This window comes from Rhizobium redzepovicii (genome assembly GCF_019793435.1).
Lineage (GTDB): Bacteria > Pseudomonadota > Alphaproteobacteria > Rhizobiales > Rhizobiaceae > Rhizobium > Rhizobium redzepovicii.
Window position 1 is genome coordinate 59,915 of record NZ_JAILYH010000009.1, and the last position, 20,252, is coordinate 80,166.

17 protein-coding genes are annotated in these 20,252 nt (G+C 63.6%); 10 read left to right on the forward strand and 7 right to left on the reverse strand.

Annotated features, from left to right (window positions below; translation table 11 throughout):
- Positions 1-197 precede the first annotated feature (197 nt).
- The 3 genes from K6N12_RS15795 (at position 198) to K6N12_RS15805 (ending at position 3,743) form a co-directional block, all read left to right on the forward strand.
- On the forward strand, positions 198-884 hold the full coding sequence (locus tag K6N12_RS15795) for a response regulator (RefSeq protein WP_222134920.1): 687 nt from the start codon (positions 198-200) through the stop codon (positions 882-884).
- A 2-nt stretch (positions 885-886) separates the two neighbouring features.
- On the forward strand, positions 887-2,176 hold the full coding sequence (locus K6N12_RS15800) for a HAMP domain-containing sensor histidine kinase (RefSeq protein WP_222134921.1): 1,290 nt from the start codon (positions 887-889) through the stop codon (positions 2,174-2,176).
- Between the two features lie 115 nt (positions 2,177-2,291).
- Entirely contained in the window at positions 2,292-3,743 is a 1,452-nt protein-coding gene (locus K6N12_RS15805) for an efflux transporter outer membrane subunit (RefSeq protein WP_222148862.1), read from the forward strand.
- A 10-nt stretch (positions 3,744-3,753) separates the two neighbouring features.
- On the opposite strand, the gene K6N12_RS15810 is transcribed toward K6N12_RS15805, so the two are convergent.
- From K6N12_RS15810 to K6N12_RS15835, 6 genes are read right to left on the reverse strand one after another with little or no spacing between them, the layout of a single operon-like run.
- Positions 3,754-4,590, reverse strand: coding sequence for an HpcH/HpaI aldolase/citrate lyase family protein (locus K6N12_RS15810; protein ID WP_183780235.1), 837 nt, complete (start codon positions 4,588-4,590; stop codon positions 3,754-3,756).
- The gene (locus tag K6N12_RS15815) at positions 4,587-5,039 is read right to left on the reverse strand and encodes a MaoC family dehydratase (protein ID WP_183780233.1); all 453 of its coding nucleotides are present in this window, start codon (positions 5,037-5,039) and stop codon (positions 4,587-4,589) included. The genes K6N12_RS15810 and K6N12_RS15815 overlap by 4 nt, the downstream gene beginning before the upstream one ends.
- On the reverse strand, positions 5,039-6,904 hold the full coding sequence (locus K6N12_RS15820; protein WP_222148863.1) for an ATP-binding protein: 1,866 nt from the start codon (positions 6,902-6,904) through the stop codon (positions 5,039-5,041). The genes K6N12_RS15815 and K6N12_RS15820 overlap by 1 nt, the downstream gene beginning before the upstream one ends.
- Positions 6,905-6,912: 8 nt before the next feature.
- Positions 6,913-8,523 carry a carboxyl transferase domain-containing protein gene (locus tag K6N12_RS15825; protein WP_222148864.1) on the reverse strand — a complete coding sequence of 537 codons (1,611 nt, stop codon included), beginning with the start codon at positions 8,521-8,523 and terminating at the stop codon, positions 6,913-6,915.
- Positions 8,520-9,665, reverse strand: coding sequence for an isovaleryl-CoA dehydrogenase (locus K6N12_RS15830; protein ID WP_222134925.1), 1,146 nt, complete (start codon positions 9,663-9,665; stop codon positions 8,520-8,522). The genes K6N12_RS15825 and K6N12_RS15830 overlap by 4 nt, the downstream gene beginning before the upstream one ends.
- Positions 9,666-9,708: 43 nt before the next feature.
- Positions 9,709-10,743: an AraC family transcriptional regulator gene (locus K6N12_RS15835; RefSeq protein WP_131703820.1), complete on the reverse strand. Its 1,035-nt coding sequence runs from the start codon at positions 10,741-10,743 to the stop codon at positions 9,709-9,711.
- Between the two features lie 130 nt (positions 10,744-10,873).
- On the opposite strand from K6N12_RS15835, the gene K6N12_RS15840 reads away from it, so the two are divergent.
- The 7 genes from K6N12_RS15840 to lpdA all read left to right on the forward strand — a co-directional run bounded on the left by K6N12_RS15840 (position 10,874) and on the right by lpdA (position 18,938).
- Entirely contained in the window at positions 10,874-11,641 is a 768-nt protein-coding gene (locus K6N12_RS15840) for a 3-hydroxyacyl-CoA dehydrogenase (RefSeq protein ID WP_222148865.1), read from the forward strand.
- Between the two features lie 23 nt (positions 11,642-11,664).
- Positions 11,665-12,852, forward strand: coding sequence for an acetyl-CoA C-acyltransferase (locus K6N12_RS15845; protein ID WP_222148866.1), 1,188 nt, complete (start codon positions 11,665-11,667; stop codon positions 12,850-12,852).
- 13 nt (positions 12,853-12,865) lie between these two features.
- Entirely contained in the window at positions 12,866-13,993 is a 1,128-nt protein-coding gene (locus K6N12_RS15850; RefSeq protein WP_222148867.1) for an acyl-CoA dehydrogenase family protein, read from the forward strand.
- A 63-nt stretch (positions 13,994-14,056) separates the two neighbouring features.
- The gene (locus K6N12_RS15855; RefSeq protein ID WP_222148868.1) at positions 14,057-15,289 is read left to right on the forward strand and encodes a 3-methyl-2-oxobutanoate dehydrogenase (2-methylpropanoyl-transferring) subunit alpha; all 1,233 of its coding nucleotides are present in this window, start codon (positions 14,057-14,059) and stop codon (positions 15,287-15,289) included.
- 1 nt (position 15,290) lies between these two features.
- Positions 15,291-16,304: an alpha-ketoacid dehydrogenase subunit beta gene (locus K6N12_RS15860; RefSeq protein WP_183780219.1), complete on the forward strand. Its 1,014-nt coding sequence runs from the start codon at positions 15,291-15,293 to the stop codon at positions 16,302-16,304.
- A 3-nt stretch (positions 16,305-16,307) separates the two neighbouring features.
- Positions 16,308-17,537 carry a dihydrolipoamide acetyltransferase family protein gene (locus K6N12_RS15865; protein WP_222148869.1) on the forward strand — a complete coding sequence of 410 codons (1,230 nt, stop codon included), beginning with the start codon at positions 16,308-16,310 and terminating at the stop codon, positions 17,535-17,537.
- Positions 17,538-17,540: 3 nt separating this feature from the next.
- Entirely contained in the window at positions 17,541-18,938 is a 1,398-nt protein-coding gene (gene lpdA / locus K6N12_RS15870) for a dihydrolipoyl dehydrogenase (RefSeq protein WP_222148870.1), read from the forward strand.
- Between the two features lie 296 nt (positions 18,939-19,234).
- Here lpdA and K6N12_RS15875 read toward each other — a convergent pair whose 3' ends face one another.
- Positions 19,235-20,149: a LysR family transcriptional regulator gene (locus K6N12_RS15875; protein ID WP_097626258.1), complete on the reverse strand. Its 915-nt coding sequence runs from the start codon at positions 20,147-20,149 to the stop codon at positions 19,235-19,237.
- Positions 20,150-20,252: the final 103 nt, after the last annotated feature.

Consider the following 20,252-nt stretch of genomic DNA (forward strand, 5'->3'; position numbering starts at 1 on the left):
AAGTTAGTGTTAAGTTGGGTAAAACTTGGCCGCGCGACTGTGCATGTGCTGTATGGCTGCCGGGATTCGAGCATGATGCCGAAAAGTGTGAGCGGTTTTCTCAAGACATCATGCTCTAACTCTTTAATGGAGAACAGGATTCAGATTTTAGGCCGACCGGGCCTAAAATCATCCTGTTCTAATGACGGACGAAGTGAATGAACAAGGTTCTCCTCATCGACGACGATGCCGAGCTGACGACGCTTCTGCAGGAATATCTGATCGAAGAAGGGTATGACGTCGCAACGGATACCGACGGTCGCGCCGCCATTGCCGCTGCCGCCGGCAATACCGTCGATATCATCGTGCTCGACATCATGATGCCTCGGATGAACGGGATCGAAGTTTTGCAGAGAATCCGGAAACTGAGCCAGATTCCCGTACTGATGCTGACCGCAAGAGGCGACGACGTTGATAGGATATCGGGCCTCAATCTCGGTGCCGACGATTATGTGCCGAAGCCATGCTCGCCGGGTGAATTGGCGGCGAGGCTGCGCGCCATCCTGCGCCGCGCGGGGCAGCCGGCAGCCGGCGCATCGACCGACACGATCAGGGCGGGGCAGCTGGTGATTCACTCCGGCAGCAGAAGTGCTGAATGGCGCGGCGAGACTTTGGAGCTGACCGGCACCGAATTCAGCCTGCTCGAAGTCCTCGCCCGCAGCGCCGGTCAGCTGGTGTCGAAGCAGGATATTTCAAAGCGGGCCTTCGGCAAGCCGCTCACGCCGTTCGACCGCCGTATCGACGTCCATATCAGCAGCGTTCGCCAGAAGCTCGGCCTGAGGGAAGACGGACAATCCTGGATCCAGTCCGTCCGCGGTCAGGGCTATCAACTTCTCGTGGACTGACCATGCCCCGGCTTTTCTGGAAATTCTTCAGGATCATCTGGCTGACGCTGGCCGCAAGCCTCGCTGTCATCATCCTTATCGTCAAACTGCTTCAGGCGGTTCCCTTCGCAGGTGAGCTGGAACAGGAGCGGCGGGCGCTCGTGCTGAACCTGACGGCAAATATTCTGGTTGAGGACGGCGAAGACGCCGCGGCCCGTTTTGTCAGCACAAGCGAGAAGACTCAGCCACTGGGCCTCAGCCTTGCGAAACCTGCGCAAGCCGATGCCTGCGCCGGGAAGAACACGGTGACCACCCGATCCGTGCTGAAGGATGGCGTGTGCTATCGGCTTTCCGTGTCGGCTCCAGCCAGTTCCATCTTCGACAATCTTGGTCCGTTCATGCCGTGGTTCACCATACTGATCGCCAGCACGATCGCGGCCGGCGCATTGGCGCGATATCTCATTCGCCCCGTCGTGCATCTGCGCGACGGTCTGAGCGCGCTTGCCCATGGCCGCTTCGATTTTCGCATCGGCGACAAGATGGCTGGCCGAAAGGATGAGGTGACGGCACTCGCCTATGATTTTGATGCGAGCGCCGCCCGGCTTCAGGAATTGCAGGATGCGCAGCAGAGGCTGTTCCACGACGTCTCCCACGAACTGCGTTCGCCTTTGTCCCGCCTGCAGGCGGCCGTCGGCGTTCTCAGGCAAAGCCCGGCCAAACTCGGCGCCATGCTCGACCGTATGGACCGGGAAGTCGAACGGCTCGATACGCTGGTCGGCGAGGTTCTGACCCTTGCCAGGCTGACGGCGGGTTCCGGTCGGCCGCTGAAGACGCAGACCCTCGACGTCATCGAGCTGCTGAATGAAATCCTCGGCGACGCGGCATTCGAGGCCCAGGCCCGCGAGGTGACGATCACGACGAGTGTCGACGGCGTCTTCCGGGCCGAGGTCGAAGGCGAACTGATCTACAGGGCGCTCGAAAACGTCGTCCGCAACGCCGTCAAATATACGGCCGAGCATTCGCGCATATCAGTATCCTGCGAGGTAGGGGCCGACCGCCTTACGATCCGCGTTGGGGATCAGGGGCCAGGTGTCGGCCGGGACGAGCTCGAACGCATCTTCCAGCCGTTTTCCCGCGGCAAGGACGCCGTGCCGAGAGGCGGATACGGCCTGGGACTTGCCATCACCCGGCAGGCGATCGAACGTCACGGCGGGCGCGTGCATGCCTCGCTGCCGGAGGCCGGCGGCCTGGCGATCATGCTGGAGCTTCCGAGGCGGCCGATGCCCTATGGTGTGGCCGGCGATGAAAGCTGATTTAGACCGCTCGACGGGCGGTGCCCGATTTTACCTAACTTTACAGTTTCTTAACCGCCATTAACGCTGGTCTCGCTAAGCCTGAACCCACGATCCCGGTTCAGAAGGCTCGCCCGTGAGTACGTCGCTTCGCACAAGACTATCATCCCTCCGCTGCGCCGCATCCGCACTGACGTTTCTGCTGACCGGCTGCGTCAGCGGCCCGGATCATGTTCCTCCGCAAATGCCGCTTCCGGTCAAATTCGAAGAAGGGGGCAACAAGAGCAACGGCAATGTCGTGACGGCCGAGTGGTGGACGGCCTATCGCGACAAGCGGCTCGACGGTCTGGTGGCGCACGGCCTCAGCGAGAACCTCGACGTGCTGCAGGCGCTCGAAAGCATCAACTCGGCTTCGGCCAATGTCACCGTTGCCGGCGCCGGCGGCTTGCCGAGCCTGACTGTCGACGCTTCGCACACATTATCCGGCGAGAAGGGCCGGCTGCGCACGACCGTCGGCACCACGAACACGACGGGTGGCGAGGCCAGCCTCTCCTGGCTGCTCGATTTCTTCGGCCAATATCGTCGCTCCAGGGAGAGCGCAATTGCCTCGTTGGGGGCCGCCTATGCGACCGCAGATAACGCCAAGCTCACTTTTCTGAAAGACCTCGTCGAGAGCTATATCGACGCCCGCTACTACCAGGAGCGCATTGCGCTTTCAAAAGCGAGTTTGAAATCCCGCCAGCAGACTTACGAACTGACGCAGCTGCAGTTGAAAGCCGGTGCCGCCTCCCGCCTCGACGTCGTGCAGGCGGAGGGCCTGGTACAGTCGACAAAATCCGACATTCCCGGCCTGGAAAAGAGCTTCACGGAATCGGCCCATCACATAGCCACCCTCATTGGAATGCCGGCATCCGCGCTGATGGGAGAGCTGCAGAAGAGTGCGGGCCAGCCGGTGTTCCGCGGCGATCTTCGCGCTGGCATTCCGGCCGATCTGATCCGCAACCGTCCCGACATTCGCAAGGCCGAACGCGAACTGGCGGCCGCCGTTGCCGATATCGGTGCAGCCGAAGCCCAGCTCTACCCGTCGATCTCGCTCTCCGGCTCGATCTCCCCGAGTTGGGTCAAATCATCGGGCGCCAAAGGCGCAAGTCTGACCAGCTGGTCCTTCGGACCCTCGCTTAACCTACCGATCTTCGACGGCGGCACGCTGCGCGCCAATGTCGATATCGAAAAATCCGACGCGAAGACCCAGTATCTCGCCTGGAAGGCGGCAGTGCTGAACGGCGTCGAGGAGGTCGAAAACGCTCTGTCGGCCGTTCGCCGCGACACGCAGACGTTGGAGCCGCTGCGCCGGCAGGTGCAGACGGCGCAGGAATCGCTGGCGCTTTCGACCACGAGCTACAAGGACGGCGCCTCGTCGCTACTCGATATCCTGGAGGCGCAGCGTTCGGTCTCCGATGCCGAGGCAAGCCTTGCCGGCACCGTGCAGCAGGTCGCCAAGGACTACGTCGACCTCTACGTCGCTATCGGCGCCGGTTACCTGGAGCCGCAGCAGGTCGCCACCAAACCAGCCGCAAAGTCGGGCTGATCGGCAGAGGCTATTGTCCGGCGCTCTTCAAAAGGCGGAGCGCGAGCTTGAGATGCGGCAGGTCAAGCATGCGCCCGTCAAGCTGGATGACGCCGGCGTCGGGCCTGGCGGCAAAGGCGGCCGCAACTTTCTCTGCCCAGGCGATTTCGGACGCATCCGGCGTGAAGGCGTGGTTGATCGTCTCGATCTGGCTCGGATGGATGGCCATCATGCCGGAAAAACCGTCGCGCCGGCCGCGGCCGGCATAGGCCCTCAGACCGTTGTGATCGCGGAAATCGGGATAGACGGTTTCGATCGCCGGAACGGCGGCGGCTTGCGCTGCAAATAGCATGAGCGAGCGGGCAAGCTCGTAAGGCGGCGTATAACGGCCGTCGGTCCTCCGCGCGGTCGTAGCCCCCATGGCGGCCGGCAGATCCTCGGCCCCCCAGGTCAGCCCGCAGAGGCTGGCCGAAACCTCCCGATAGCTGCCGATCTCGAAGATGGCGGACGGCGTTTCCGTCGCGATCGGCAGGATGGGAATAGCCGATGCGAGGGAGTTTGCGAGCTTCAGCACGGAAGCGGCCCCCTCGGCCTTCGGCAGCATGAGAGCGAAAGGTTGGAGGCCGGTCAGGGCGGCAAGGTCGTCTTCGAATTCAGGCGAGGCGAGGGGATTGATGCGGATCAGGAGAGCGGTTTCGCCGGAATGGTGCAGGGCGAATTCGTGCACGCTCTCGCGTGCCCTCGGCTTATTCGCAAGCGAAACCGAATCCTCCAGATCGAGAATGACGGCATCGGCGCCCGAGGCGAGGGCTTTTTCGAAGCGTTCCGGCCGGTCGCCGGGCACGAAGAGCAGCGAGCGCAGCCTCATGACGGCTTCACCTTCAGCATCGCCGTGCGCAGGCACTGACAGACGATCTCATCGCGCTGGTTGAGGGTGATGTGCCGGAAGGTCACGATGCCGGCGTCGGAGCGGGAGTTGGAGCGGCGCAGCTCCGTCACCTCGGTTTCCACCCGCAACGTATCGCCGATGAAGACCGGTTTCGGCATCGTCACCTTGTCGTAGCCGAGATTGGCGACGAGCGTGCCGAGCGTGGAGTCGCCGACCGAAAGGCCGACGGTGAGCGCAAAGGTGAAGGTGCCGTTGACGACGATCCGGCCGAATTCGGTGCCGGCCGCATATTCGGCATCGAGATGCAGCGGCTGCGGATTGTGGGAGAGCGTCGTAAACAGCAGGTTGTCGGTCTCGGTGACCGTGCGGCGGATGTCGTGGGCGATGCGGTCGCCGATTGCCCATTCGTCGAAATAGCGGCCGGCCATCACTCCTCTCCCTTCATGACGGTGACGACCAGCTGGTTTTCCGAGACCCTGGCGCCGGGGGAAACCTGCAGTTTGCCGACGATGCCGTCGAAGGGCGCCCGCAGCGTATGCTCCATCTTCATCGCTTCGACCGTCAACAGACGGTCCCCCTTGGCGACCGGATCGCCTTCGGCGATATCCACCGAAATGACAAGGCCCGGCATGGGTGAAAGAATGGCGCCGTCGCCCACGCCGTGATTTGCCTCGACCTCCCCCGCATGGGGCAGGCCGATCGACCAGGCATTGCCCGCATCGAAAAGCACCGTCGCCTCGTTCATCTCGACAGCATTCGCCTCGAGGTCGGCGCGGGCACGGCCCCAATGGAGATGACCGTCAATGCGCACGCGCACGCGGCCGTCGTTTGGCCCGGCGATGCGGAAGCCGGTCAGCGTGGACCAGGGGTCGCCATCCATGTCCTTCGAAAGTGCCGTGGCCGCTTTGTCGATGACGGTTTCATCGGGCTCGCTGGCGACGAGGTTTTCGCCGTGGCGGTCGAGGAAGCCGGTATCGATCCGCGCGGCGCGAAAATCCGGATCATTGGCGATGCGGGCGATGAGGCCGGCATTGGATCTGACCGGCCAGACCTCGATGCCGGCACAGGCGGCGGCGAGCTTCGAAAGGGCGGCCTCACGGTTCGGCCCATGCGCGATGATCTTGGCGATCATCGGATCGTAAAAGGCGGTGATCTCATCGCCCTCAACGACGCCGCTGTCGACGCGGGTCGTCATCGGCAGTTTGAGATGGTCGAGCCGGCCGATCGAGGGCAGATATCCAGCGGCGGGGTTTTCGGCATAGAGCCGGGCTTCGAAGGCCCAGCCCTTCATTGTGATCTCTTCCTGGCTTTTCGGCAGCGGCTCGCCGCTTGCGACCGTCAGCTGCCAGAGGACCAGATCTTCGCCCGTGATTGCCTCGGTGACCGGATGTTCCACCTGCAGGCGCGTGTTCATCTCCATGAACCAGATACGGTCGGGATCGAGGCCAGAGGAGGCATCGGCGATGAATTCGATCGTGCCGGCGCCGACATAGTTGACCGCTCTTGCGGCCTTTACCGCCGCCTCGCAGATCGCCGCCCGGGTGGCGGCATCGAGGCCGGGGGCAGGGGCCTCTTCGATGACTTTCTGGTGACGGCGCTGCAGCGAGCAATCGCGTTCGAAGAGGTGGACACAATTTCCAAGCTTGTCGGCGAATACCTGCACCTCGATATGGCGCGGATTGGCGATATAGCGCTCGATCAGAACGCGGTCGTCGCCGAAGGCGGAAGCCGCTTCACGCCCGCAGGAGGCGAGACCTTCGGCGAAATCCTGCGGCCGGTCGATGCGACGCATGCCCTTGCCGCCGCCGCCGGCGACGGCCTTGATCAGCACGGGGTAGCCGATGATATCGGCTTCGGCCGCGAGCCTTGCTTCGCTCTGGTCCGAGCCGAGGTAGCCGGGGGTGACGGGCACGCCCGCCGCCTGCATCAATTGCTTGGCGGCGTCCTTCAGTCCCATGGCGCGGATGGCGGCCGGCGGCGCGCCGACCCAGATCATGCCGGCCTCTTCAACCGCTTCGGCGAATTCGGCATTTTCCGACAGGAACCCGTAACCGGGATGGATGGCGGCAGCACCTGACTTTCGGGCGGCTTCCAGGATGCGCTCCTGTGAGAGATAACTCTCTCGGGCCGGCGGCGGGCCGATGGCGATCGCCTCGTCCGCTTCCCTGACAAAGGGCAGGCCGGCATCGGCCTCGGAATAGACGGCGATGGTGCGGATGCCGAGCATCTTTGCCGTGCGGATTATGCGGCGGGCGATCTCGCCCCGGTTGGCAATGAGGAGACTTTCCATCATACCGCGCCTCACATCCTGAACAGGCCGAAGCGCGGCCCTTTCGGGATCGGCGCATTCAGGCAGGCCGAAAAGGCGAGACCCAGCACATCGCGCGTCTGGCGCGGGTCGATGATGCCGTCGTCCCAGAGACGGGCCGTGGCAAAATAGGGATTGCCCTCCGCCTCGTAGCCGGCGCGGATCGGTGCCTTGAAGGCCTCCTCCTCGGCGGCCGACCAATCCTCACCGCGCGCCTCCATCGCGTCGCGGCGGATGGTGGCGAGCACCGAGGCCGCCTGTTCGCCGCCCATGACGCTGATGCGGCTGTTCGGCCAGGTAAAGAGGAAACGCGGGCGATAGGCGCGGCCGCACATGCCGTAATTGCCGGCCCCGAAGCTGCCGCCGATGATGACGGTGACTTTCGGCACGGTGGCGGTCGCAACGGCCGTCACCAGCTTCGCCCCATCCTTGGCGATGCCGCCGGCCTCATAGCGGCCGCCGACCATGAAGCCGGAGATGTTCTGCAGAAAGAGCAGCGGCACGCGGCGCTGGCAGGCGAGCTCGATGAAGTGGGCGCCCTTCAGCGCGCTTTCGGAAAACAGCACGCCGTTATTGGCGATGACGGCGACCGGCATGCCCCAGATGCGGGCGAAGCCGCAGACGAGCGTGGTGCCGTAGAGCGGCTTGAACTCATGCAGTTCCGAGCCGTCGACGATCCGGCCGATCACCTCGCGCACGTCATAGGGCGAGCGCACATCATCCGGAATGAGGCCGATGAGATCTTCGGGATCGAGTTTCGGCGGGCGCGGCGGCGTGACGTCGATATCGACGGATTTGACGATGTTGAGGCTGGCCGCGATATCGCGAACGAGCAGCAGTGCATGTTCGTCATTCTCTGCGACATGATCGACGACGCCGGAGCGGCGACCATGGGTTTCGGCGCCGCCAAGCTCTTCGGCCGAGATGATCTCGCCGGTCGCGGCCTTCACCAACGGCGGGCCGGCCAGGAAGATCGTGCCCTGATTGCGCACGATGACCGTTTCGTCGGACATGGCGGGCACATAAGCGCCGCCGGCGGTGCAGCTTCCCATGACGCAGGCGATCTGCGGAATGCCTTCGGCCGACATCTGGGCCTGGTTGTAGAAGATCGCGCCGAAATGGTCGCGGTCAGGAAAGACCTCCGCCTGATGCGGAAGATTGGCGCCGCCGCTATCGACCAGATAGAGGCAGGGCAGCCGGTTCTGCATGGCGATCTCCTGCGCCCGCAGATGTTTCTTCACCGTCAGGGGGTAATAGGCGCCGCCCTTCACGGTCGCGTCATTGGCGACGATCATCACCTCACGGCCCGAAACGCGGCCGATGCCTGATATGATGCCGGCGCCCGGCGCCTCGTCGCCATACATGCCGTTGGCAGCCAGCGTGCCGATCTCCAGGAAGGGGCTGCCGGCATCGATGAGCAGCTGGATGCGGTCGCGCGGCAGGAGTTTGCCCTTGCTTGTGTGGCGCTCGCGTGCCGATTGCGATCCGCCCTCACGCGCTTTCGCCGAACGGGCGTGGAGCTCGTCGATCAGGGTTCTGTTCTTGACGGCATTGGCCTTGAAGCTGTCGCTGTCGGGATCGATCGCAGTCGAAATCACCGTCATGACGCAATGAGCTCCCGGCCGATCAGGTAGCGGCGGATCTCGTTGGTGCCGGCGCCGATATCGTAGAGCTTGGCATCGCGCAGGAAGCGTTCGACCGGCCATTCCCTGGTATAACCGGCGCCGCCGAGCGCCTGGATCGCCTCCAGCGAAACCTTCACCGCATTCTCGCTGGCAAAGAGGATCGCGGCGGCGGCGTCGGTGCGTGTCGCCCGGCCGGCGTCGCAGGCCCGGGCGACGGAATAGACATAGGCGCGGGCCGAATTCAGCGCGACATACATGTCGGCGATCTTGGCCTGCATCAGCTGGAAATCGCCGATCGGTTTGCCGAACTGCTTGCGATCGCGCACATAGGGCAGCACGACATCGAGGCAGGCCTGCATGATGCCGAGTGGACCGCCGGCAAGCACGGCGCGCTCGTAGTCGAGGCCGGACATCAGGATCTTCACGCCTTCTCCCTCCCGGCCCATCAGCGCCTCGGCCGGCACCTCGCAATCCTGGAACACCAGTTCGGCCGTGTCGCTGCCGCGCATGCCGAGCTTGGAAAGTTTTTTCGAGACGCTGAAACCAGGCAGGCCTTTTTCGATAATGAGGGCGGAAATGCCTTTCGGACCAGCCGCCGGATCGGTCTTGGCATACACGACGAGCACGTCGGCATGCGGCGCATTGGTGATCCAGAACTTGGTGCCGTTCAGGATATAGCGGTCGCCCTTTTTCTCGGCCCGTAGGCGCATCGAGACGACATCGGAACCGGCGCCAGCCTCCGACATCGCGAGCGAGCCGACATGTTCGCCCGAGATCAGCTTCGGCAGATGGCGGTGTTTCTGTTCCGGCGAGGCCCAGCGGCGGATCTGGTTGACGCAGAGATTGGAATGGGCGCCGTAACTCAAGCCCACCGAGGCCGAGGCGCGGGAAATCTCTTCCATGGCGACGACATGATCGAGATAACCAAGACCGGCGCCGCCGAATTCCTCTTCGACGGTGATTCCATGCAGGCCGAGCGCGCCCATCTCAGGCCAAAGCTGGCGCGGAAACGTGTTGCTTTCGTCGATCTCCGCAGCCAGCGGAGCAATATGATCGGCCGCAAACCGCGCCGTCGTTTCACGGATCGCGTCCGCGGTGTCGCCGAGCGAAAAATCAAACATGGCACTCCTCCCGCTGAAATATGTAGCGCGGGTTGCGGAAGGTTCAAAGTGTCCTTGATTGCAATGGCTCATCCAATTGCGAGAGAGCTTCCTCCCGGCGAAAGACCTCGGGGCTCTTGCCCATCCATTTCCGAAAGGCTCGGAAGAAGGCGCTCGGCTCGGAATAGCCGAGCTGCACGGCAATCTCACCGATGGACATCGAAGTGTTCAGCAGCAGTTCGACGGCGAGATCCCGGCGGATGTCGTCCTTGATGGCGGCATAGCTTTGTCCCTCGTCGTGCAGACGGTGGCGTAGCGTGGAGGGCGGCATTCGCATATCGGCGGCAAGCTCGGTAAAGCGCGACCAGGCAGCCGGCGTGGCCAGATTCAGGCGGCGGCGGACGGCGGCGGCGATACCGGCATCATAGCGATAGCGCACCAGAATATTGGCGGGCGCGCCGCGCAGGAACTGTTTGAGCGCCTGTTCGCTGCGCGCCACCGGCAGGTCGAGCAAGGCGCTGTCGAAGCCGAGCCGGCTGATGGTTTGCGAGAAACGCACTGGCGCGCCGAAGAAGAGCCGATAGTCGGCGCCTTGTTTGGGCTCCGCGCAGCGGAAATCGACGAGCCGGATCGGAATGCGCCGGCCGACCAGCCAGCAGGTGATGCCGTGCAGGATGATCCAATAGGTGCGATAGGCGAAGGCTGAACGCGGGCCGCCGGCATCCGTGAGCTCGACCTCGGCCAGACCGTCGCGGATGACGAGCCGTCCCCTGGGATCGTCGAGCACGACATCGAGGAAGCGCAGCGCCCGGCGCAGCGCGTGACCCAGCGTCGGCGCATGCAGCACAGAGTGGCAGAGCAGCGTGAAGCTGCCGCCGCGCATCGGTCGGCCACCCATGCCGAAGAATTCGTCGTCGAGCTCGGCGGCGATCGCCAGCCAGAGCGCGCCATATGTTTCGGCCGACACCGGTTGATCGACCAGCGGCGGCAGTCCCACACGCGCAAGAATAGGCTCTGTCGGCTTATCCAGCCGCCGCAGGCTGTCGAGGGCCTCCTCGACAAAGGCTGGTGCAATCATGCGTCGCTCGATTTCGGCCATCGCGCCCTCTATGGCAAAACTGTCCGAAATAATGGAGCAGTTCTGTCATCGCTTGCAATAGGTCGACGGAATAGAATCCTGACATTCGGCTGAGCCTGGAGGAGGCGTGGCCGGCAGGAGGAACAGGTCCATGCTGATCCGAGGTGCAAGTTTCATCGTGACCGGCGGCGGCTCCGGCCTCGGCGCGGCAACAGTGCGCATGCTTGTGGAGGCGGGCGGGCGGGTGACGATCGCCGATCTCAACTCGGAAGCCGGACAGGAAATCGTCCGGGAATGTGGAAGCGATGCCCGTTTCGTCAGGGCCGACGTGACCGATGGCGAGGAAGGGGCGGCGGCGGTTGCCGCTGCCGTCGAAGCCTTCGGCGGCTTGCGCGGATTGGTGAATTGCGCAGGCGTCGCTCCGGCCGAAAAGGTGATCGGCCGCGACGGGCCGCACCGGCTGGAGAGTTTTGCCCGCACGGTGAGCATCAATCTCATTGGCACATTCAACATGATCCGGCTGGCAGCGGCGGCGATCCAGACTACCGAGCCGGATGCGGAAGGCGAACGTGGCGTCATCGTCAATACGGCCTCGGTTGCCGCCTTCGACGGCCAGATCGGCCAGGCAGCTTACGCCGCCTCCAAGGGCGGGGTGGCGGCCATGACCTTGCCGATCGCCCGCGAGCTTGCTCGTCACGGCATTCGCGTGGTGTCGATCGCACCCGGCATTTTCGAGACGCCGATGATGGCTGATATGCCGGCCGAGGTTCAGGCGGCGCTCGGTAAGAGCGTGCCCTTTCCACCGCGGCTCGGTCGGCCGGCGGAATTTGCCGGGCTGGTACGCCATATCTTGGAAAACAACATGCTGAACGGCGAGGTCATCCGCCTCGATGGCGCATTGCGGATGGGCGCGCGGTGAACGCTTCGCCCCAAGGAGGAAAGATGGTTTTGCAGGATCCCATCGTCATCATCGGTGCAGCGCGCACCCCGATCGGCAGCTTTCAGGGAGAGCTGAAAGAGGCGACAGCGCCGGAGCTCGGAGCGACGGCGATCCGCGCAGCAATTGAGCGCAGCCGCGTCGGGGCCGAGGGGATCGAGGAGGTCGTCTTCGGCTGCGTGCTGCCGGCGGGGCAGGGGCAGGCGCCGGCGCGCCAGGCGGCGATCCATGCCGGTCTGCCCTTCGCGACTGCGGCGAGCACCGTCAACAAGATGTGCGGCTCAGGCATGAAGGCGGTGATGATGGCGCATGACCTGATTGCCGCCGGCAGCGCCTCAGCGGCGATTGCAGGCGGCATGGAAAGCATGACGAATGCGCCCTATCTTCTTGACAAGGCCCGTGGCGGCTACAGGCTCGGCCATGGGCGTGTCGTGGATCACATGTTCCTCGACGGGCTGGAGGATGCTTATGACAAGGGGCGCTTGATGGGCAGCTTCGCGGAGGATTGCGCCGAGGCCTATCAGTTCACGCGCGAGGCGCAGGACAGCTACGCCATCGCCTCTCTGACGCGGGCGCAGAAGGCGATCGCGGACGGATGTTTCGAAAGCGAGATCGTGCCGGTCACGGTGAAATCGGGCAAATCAGAGCAGGTGGCGAACCGCGACGAACAGCCGGGAAAGGCCAGGCTCGACAAGATCCCGTCGCTGAAACCGGCTTTCCGCGACGGCGGCACGGTGACCGCGGCGAATTCCAGCTCGATCTCCGATGGCGCGGCAGCCCTGGTACTGATGCGCCGCTCCGAGGCGGCGCGGCGCGGCCTGACGCCGCTCGCCACGATCCTCGGCCACGCCACGCATTCGCAGGCACCCAATCTTTTCGCCACCGCGCCGATCGGCGCGCTGCAGAAGCTCTCCGACCGGACCGGCCTGGCGCTTTCCGACGTCGATCTCTTCGAAATCAACGAGGCTTTCGCCGTCGTCGCCATGGCGGCGATGCGCGATCTCGACCTGCCGCATGAAAAGGTCAACGTGCATGGCGGCGCCTGCGCGCTCGGCCATCCGATCGGCGCATCGGGGGCTCGGATTTTGGTGACACTGCTTTCGGCGCTGCAGCGATACGGACTAAAGCGCGGCATGGCCGCGCTCTGCATCGGCGGCGGCGAGGCGACGGCTGTCGCCATCGAGCGGCACTAGCGGGGGCGAGCAGATGATCCTTTCCAACCTCCAACAGCAGATCACAGATCTCGCCCGTGATTTTGCCCGCGACCGGCTGGCGCCGGGAGCCGCTAAACGCGACCGGGAGCATCTGTTCCCGCGCGAGGAACTGAAGGAGATGGGCGAACTCGGCCTGCTCGGCATGCTGGTGCCGGAGGCCTATGGCGGCTCGGATACGGGCGTCGTTGCCTATGCCGCGGCACTCGAGGAGATTGCCGCCGGCGATGGACCTTGTTCGACGATCATGAGCGTGCACAGCTCCGTCGGCTGCGTGCCGATCCTGAAATTCGGCACCGAGGAGCAGCGGCAGCGCTTCCTGCCGAAACTGGCAAGCGGCGAATGGATCGGCGGTTTTGCGCTGACCGAGCCGCAGGCCGGTTCCGACGCCTCCAACCTGAAGACCCAGGCGCGGCGTGACGGCGATCATTATGTGCTCGACGGTGCCAAGCAGTTCATTACCTCGGGAAAAAACGGCAATGTCATCATCGTCTTTGCCGTCACCGATCCCGATGCCGGCAAGAAGGGCATCACCGCCTTCGTCGTGCCGACGGAGACGCCGGGCTACGAGGTGATCCGCGTCGAGGAAAAGCTCGGTCTACATTCCACCGATACCTGTCAGATCGCCTTCAACGCCATGCGCATTCCTGCAGAATTGAGGCTCGGGGCGGAAGGCGAGGGCTATCGCATCGCGCTCGCCAATCTCGAGGGCGGGCGGATCGGCATTGCAGCGCAGGCGGTCGGCATGGCGCGGGCGGCCTTCGAGGCGGCGCGCGATTACGCTAGGGAACGCACGGCCTTCGGCAAGCCGATTTTCGAGCACCAGGCCGTCGCCTTCCGCCTTGCCGATATGGCGGTCCGCATCGAGGCGGCGCGCCAGCTGGTCTTTCACGCGGCCGCGTTGAGGGAGGCCGAAATGCCCTGCCTGTCGGAAGCCTCGATGGCGAAACTCTTTGCCTCGGAGATGGCCGAGCGCGTCTGCTCCGACGCAATCCAGATCCATGGAGGCTACGGCTACATGGCCGATTATCCGGTCGAGCGCATCTACCGTGATGTGCGCATCTGCCAGATCTATGAGGGAACGAGCGACGTGCAGCGCATGGTAATCGCCCGCAATCTATAAGAACCATACCGGCCTTGCCCCCCGGGAGAGGGGCGTGGCCGGCAAAGGGAGGAAAGAAAAAGCATGGTGGATTCCGGTCGTTTGAGCCTGCACGTCCCCGAACCCGCCGTCCGTCCGGGCGGCCAGCCCGATTTTTCCAACGTCAAGATCGCCAAGGCCGGCTCCGTGCCGCGGCCGGAGGTGGATGTCGCCTCGGAGGAAATCCGCGACCTCGCCTATTCGATCATCCGCGTGCTGAACCGCGACGGCGAGGCGGTCGGTCCCTGGGCGGGGTCGCTCTCCGACGAGGAATTGCTGACCGGGCTACGCAACATGATGAAGCTGCGCGCCTTCGACGCCCGCATGCTGATGGCGCAGCGCCAGGGCAAGACATCTTTCTATATGCAGCATCTCGGTGAAGAGGCCGTCAGCTGTGCCTTCCGCAAAGCGCTCAACAAGGGAGATATGAACTTCCCGACCTATCGCCAGGCAGGTCTGCTGATCGCCGATGATTATCCGATGGTCGAGATGATGAACCAGATCTACTCGAACGAGAGTGACCCGCTGCGCGGCCGGCAGCTGCCGATCATGTATTCTTCCAAGGAGCATGGCTTCTTCACCATCTCGGGCAATCTCGCCACCCAATATGTCCAGGCTGTCGGCTGGGCGATGGCCTCGGCGATCAAGAACGACAGCCGCATTGCCGCCGCCTGGATCGGTGACGGATCGACGGCGGAATCGGATTTCCACTCGGCGCTCGTCTTCGCCTCGACCTACAAGGCGCCCGTCATCCTCAACATCGTCAACAATCAATGGGCGATCTCCACCTTCCAGGGCATCGCCCGCGGCGGCTCCGGCACATTCGCTGCCCGCGGCCTTGGCTTCGGCATTCCGGCGCTGCGTGTCGACGGAAACGACTATCTCGCCGTCCATGCCGTCGCCCGCTGGGCGGCGGATCGCGCGCGGCGCAATCTCGGCCCGACGCTGATCGAATATGTGACCTACCGTGTCGGCGCGCATTCGACCTCCGACGATCCGAGCGCCTATCGGCCGAAGACGGAATCGGAGGCCTGGCCGCTCGGCGATCCGGTGCTGCGACTGAAGAAACATCTGATCGTCAAGGGCGCATGGTCGGAAGAGCGGCATGTGCAGGCAGAAGCCGAAATTATGGACGAGGTGATCGAGGCGCAGCGCCAAGCGGAGGCTCATGGTACGCTGCATGCCGGCGGCAGGCCTTCGGTGCGCGATATTTTCGAGGGCGTCTATGCCGAGATGCCGCCGCATATCCGCCGTCAGCGGCAGAAGGCGGGGTACTGACATGACCAGGATGACGATGATCGAGGCGGTGCGCAGCGCCATGGACGTCTCGATGGCCAAGGACGACAATGTCGTGGTTTTCGGCGAGGATGTCGGCTATTTCGGCGGCGTTTTCCGTTCCACGCAGGGCCTGCAGGCAAAATACGGCCGGACGCGCTGCTTCGACACGCCGATCAGCGAATCCGGCATCGTCGGCACGGCGATCGGCATGGCGGCCTATGGGCTGAAGCCCTGTGTCGAAATCCAGTTCGCCGATTACATGTATCCCGCCTATGACCAGCTGACGCAGGAAGCCGCGCGCATCCGCTACCGCTCCAACGGCGATTTCACCTGCCCGATCGTCGTGCGTATGCCGACAGGCGGTGGCATCTTCGGCGGCCAGACGCACAGCCAGAGTCCGGAAGCGCTCTTCACCCATGTCTGCGGGCTGAAAGTGATCGTGCCGTCGAACCCCTATGACGCCAAAGGCCTGCTGATCGCCGCGATTGAGGATCCCGATCCGGTTATGTTCCTGGAGCCGAAGCGGCTTTATAACGGCCCTTTCGACGGTCATCACGAGCGGCCGGTGACGCCCTGGTCGAAACACGACCTCGGAGAGGTGCCCGACGGCCATTACACCATCCCGATCGGCAAAGCCGAAGTACGGCGCGTGGGATCGGCGGTGACTGTAGTCGCCTACGGCACGATGGTGCATGTGGCACTTGCCGCCGCCGAAGATGCCGGCATCGACGCCGAGGTGATCGATCTTAGAAGCCTGCTGCCGCTCGATCTCGATACGATCGTCAAATCGGTCACCAAGACCGGGCGCTGCGTCGTCGTGCATGAGGCGACCCTGACGTCGGGCTTCGGCGCCGAAGTCGTGGCGCTGGTGCAGGAGCATTGCTTCTATCATCTCGAAGCGCCTGTTGTGCGCGTCGCCGGCTGGGACACGCCCTATCCGCATGCGCAGGAGTGGGATTATTTCCCCGGTCCCGGCCGGGTTGGGCGGGCGCTTGCCGAAGTCATGGAGGCCTGAGCCATGGGCGAATTCATCATCAAGATGCCGGATGTCGGGGAAGGGGTCGCCGAGGCCGAACTTGTAGAGTGGCACGTGAAGGCAGGAGATCCGGTCCGCGAAGACATGGTGATCGCCGCCGTCATGACCGACAAGGCCACAGTCGAAATTCCCTCACCCGTCAGCGGCACCGTCATCTGGCTCGCTGGTGAGATCGGAGACCGTATCGCGGTCAAGGCGCCGCTGGTGCGGATCGAGACAGCCGGCGAGGCCGACGAGGCTCAGCCCGTGCAAATCTCGCAGGCGCGTTTTGCAGAAACGACGAAAGTCGAGATTGCGAAGCCTGCCCCTGCGGCGCCTGCCCCTGCGGCTGCACCGGTTGAAAAGCCGCTTGCCGCGCCCTCCGTCCGGCTCCTCGCCAGGGAAGGCGGGGTCGATCTCCGGCAAGTGCAGGGCACGGGGCCTGCCGGTCGCATCCTGCGCGAGGATGTCGAGCAGTTTCTGTCTCAGGGAGCAGCGCCCGCAACGGTAAAGAATGGTCTCGCCAGAAAGACGGCGACCGAGGAGATCAAGCTGACCGGCCTGCGCCGCCGCATCGCCGAGAAGATGGTGCTGTCCACCTCGCGCATTCCCCACATCACCTATGTGGAGGAAGTCGACATGACCGCGCTCGAAGAATTGCGCGCCACCATGAACAGCGAGCACCGCGAAGCGCACCCGAAATTGACGGTCCTGCCCTTCCTGATGCGGGCGCTGGTCAAGGCGATTTCCGAGCAGCCCGAGGTCAACGCCACCTTCGACGACGATGCCGGCATCATCACGCGCCATGGCGCCGTGCATATCGGCATCGCCACCCAGACGCCCGCGGGTCTGACCGTGCCGGTGGTGCGGCACGCAGAAGCGCGCAGCATCTGGGATTGCGCCGCCGAAATGAACCGGCTGGCGGAGGCGGCGCGGACGGGGACCGCGACGCGCGACGAACTTTCCGGCTCGACCATCACCATCAGCTCTCTGGGCGCTCTCGGCGGCATCGTCTCGACGCCTGTTATCAATCATCCCGAAGTGGCGATCATCGGCGTCAACAAGATCGCCACGCGTCCGGTCTGGGACGGAACGCAATTCGTGCCGCGCAAGATGATGAACCTCTCCTCGAGCTTCGACCATCGCATTATCGACGGCTGGGATGCGGCGACCTTCGTGCAGCGCGTCCGTACGCTTCTCGAAACCCCGGCGCTCATTTTCATCGAAGGCTGATCCATGAAAGAGATTGTCTGCAAGCTCCTCGTTATCGGCGCCGGCCCGGGCGGTTATGTCTGCGCCATCCGCGCCGGGCAGCTCGGTGTCGATACGGTGATCGTCGAAGCCGGAAAGCCGGGAGGCACCTGCCTGACGGTCGGCTGCATTCCCTCCAAGGCGCTGATCCATGCCGCCGAGGAATTCGCCGCCACGCAAAGGATGCTTGCCGGCAAGAACCCGATGGGCATCCGTGTCGAAGGCGCCTCGATCGATCTTGGCAGGACGGTCGCTTGGAAGGACGGCATTGTCGGCCGGCTGACGAACGGGGTTTCGGGCCTCTTGCAGAAGGCGCGGGTCAAGATCGTTCACGGCCGGGCCCACTTCCGTGACGGCAAGACGGTGGAGGTCGAGACGGAAACTGGCCAGCAGATCATCCGCGCCGAGACCGTGGTGATCGCCACCGGCTCCGACCCGGTGGAGCTTTCCAACCTGCCATTCGGCGGCCGCGTCATTTCCTCGACGGAGGCGCTGTCGCTAACGGAGCTGCCGAAAAAGCTGGTCGTGGTCGGCGGCGGTTATATCGGCCTGGAGCTCGGAATGGCCTTCGCCAAGATGAGATCGGAAGTGACGGTCGTCGAGGCGACGCCGCAGGTGCTGCCGCTCTACGATGCCGAACTCGTGCGGCCTGTCATGCGCAAGCTTACCGAAAGCGACATCCGGGTGCTGACAGGCGCGAAGGCGATGGGCCTTGCTGACAACGGTGAGGCGTTGCTTGTCGAAACCTCCGATGGCCGGCGAGAAAGCCTGTCGGCCGACCGCATTCTCGTGACCGTCGGTCGCCGCCCGCGGACGGCGGGATCCGGTCTCGAGGAGCTCGATCTCGATCGCGCCGGTCCCTATCTCAGGATCGATGATCGCTGCCGCACCTCGATGCGCGGCATCTATGCGATCGGCGACGTGACCGGCGAACCGATGCTGGCCCACCGGGCCATGGCGCAAGGCGAGATGGTGGCGGAGATCATCGCCGGCAAGAAGCGCGCCTGGGACAAGCGCTGCATCCCCGCCATCTGCTTTACCGATCCCGAGATCGTCAGCGCCGGTCTCTCGCCGGCCGAAGCGCAAGCGCAAGGCTATGAAATCCGCACCGGCCAGTTTCCGTTCAGCGCCAACGGCCGGGCGATGACCATGGTATCGGAAGAGGGCTTCGTGCGCGTCGTCGCCCGCGCCGACACGAACCTCGTTCTCGGCATCCAGGCGGTGGGGGCAGGCGTCTCCGAGCTCTCGGCGGCTTTTGCGCTGGCGATCGAGATGGGCGCGCGCCTGGAAGACATCGCCGGCACGATCCACGCGCATCCGACCCGCAGCGAAGCGGTCATGGAGGCGGCGCTGAAAGCGTTGGGAAGCGCCCTGCATATCTGAGGCGAAGCCCGATCCGGATTCTGACGATCCTGGAAATTGGGATATTAAATCAAAATTATAACGATAAATCGGCAGTCCGTCAGGAGGGAAATCTGATATATTCAATTATAAATTGTAAATCTTGCATAAGCTGAATTATGGAACTAACGAATCCCGCTCATTTGAAATCGGAGCATGCTTTCTTCGGCATCTTTGACACAGTTTGTCCCTGATACCGCCTTTCGCTGCAATGCGGGACGCAAGACCTCCGAGCGCCTTCAGCGGCATTCAAGCCGGGGCGATCGAGAGCCGGCGTCTCAGGCCGCTGCCGAATATATTTCGAGATTCCGCCTCAGGAGATCAAGCAGCGCGTCTCGTTCGGGATCACGGACTGCTTTCATCCAGGCGACAGCTAGCGGCAGTTTCGGCGTCGTCTGCCCTGCTCCCTCCTGCACCGGCAGAAAGCGAACGCCGGCAGAGGCGAGAGAGGATGTCCACCGCGGGACGATGGCGAGGCCGAGGCCGGCGGCGACCATGCTGACGATGGTTTGCTTTTCATCGGCGACCTGGGCGATATCAGGGTGCAGGCCGGCTGCGGCAAACAGGTTCATCGTCAAATCGTAGCTGTGGGGCCGGGATCGCCTGTCCGGTACGATCAGCGGCGCATTCGCCAGATCGAGGACGGAGACGTTCTTATGGTCAGCGAGTTCATGAGAGGCCGGGACTGCGACGACGGTCGTCTCGGAAAACAGATCCTCGACCGCAAGATGACGGCTCATTCCCGGACGCGGCCTGATAAAAGCCAGATCCAACCCGCCGGCCAGCAGTTTGGGCACGAGCCGAATGGATTTGCCCTCCATCAGCTGGATTTTGACATCGGGGGCGATGGCTCGAAAGTCGTGGATCAGTGTCGGAAGGAGGCCGGCGGCGGCGCTATCGATCGCGCCGATCCGAAGGATGCGGCTGCGCCGGTGATGCCTGGCACGAAATTTTTGACCGAGTTCATCGAGCCGGGCGAGAAGCGGCCTGACCTCTTCCAGCAGCGCTACTCCATCCTCGGTCAACGAGACGCTCCGGGTCGTGCGGCTCAGCAACTGACTTCCGACCGACTCTTCCAGCAGGCGCACATGGCGCCCGAGCGATCCCGGAAGCAACCCGATCCTTTGCGCCGCCCTTCCAAAATGAAGCTCCTCGGCAACGGCAACGAAGCACCTCAACTGCTCCAGCTCCACAGGCAGCCTCCTATTATATCCATAATTTATATAATTCTTTCATCGTTGAGTAAACCGAGAGCTCGGCACTAGGCTTAAGGTAGAACGCGTAGGCCGCATCGGG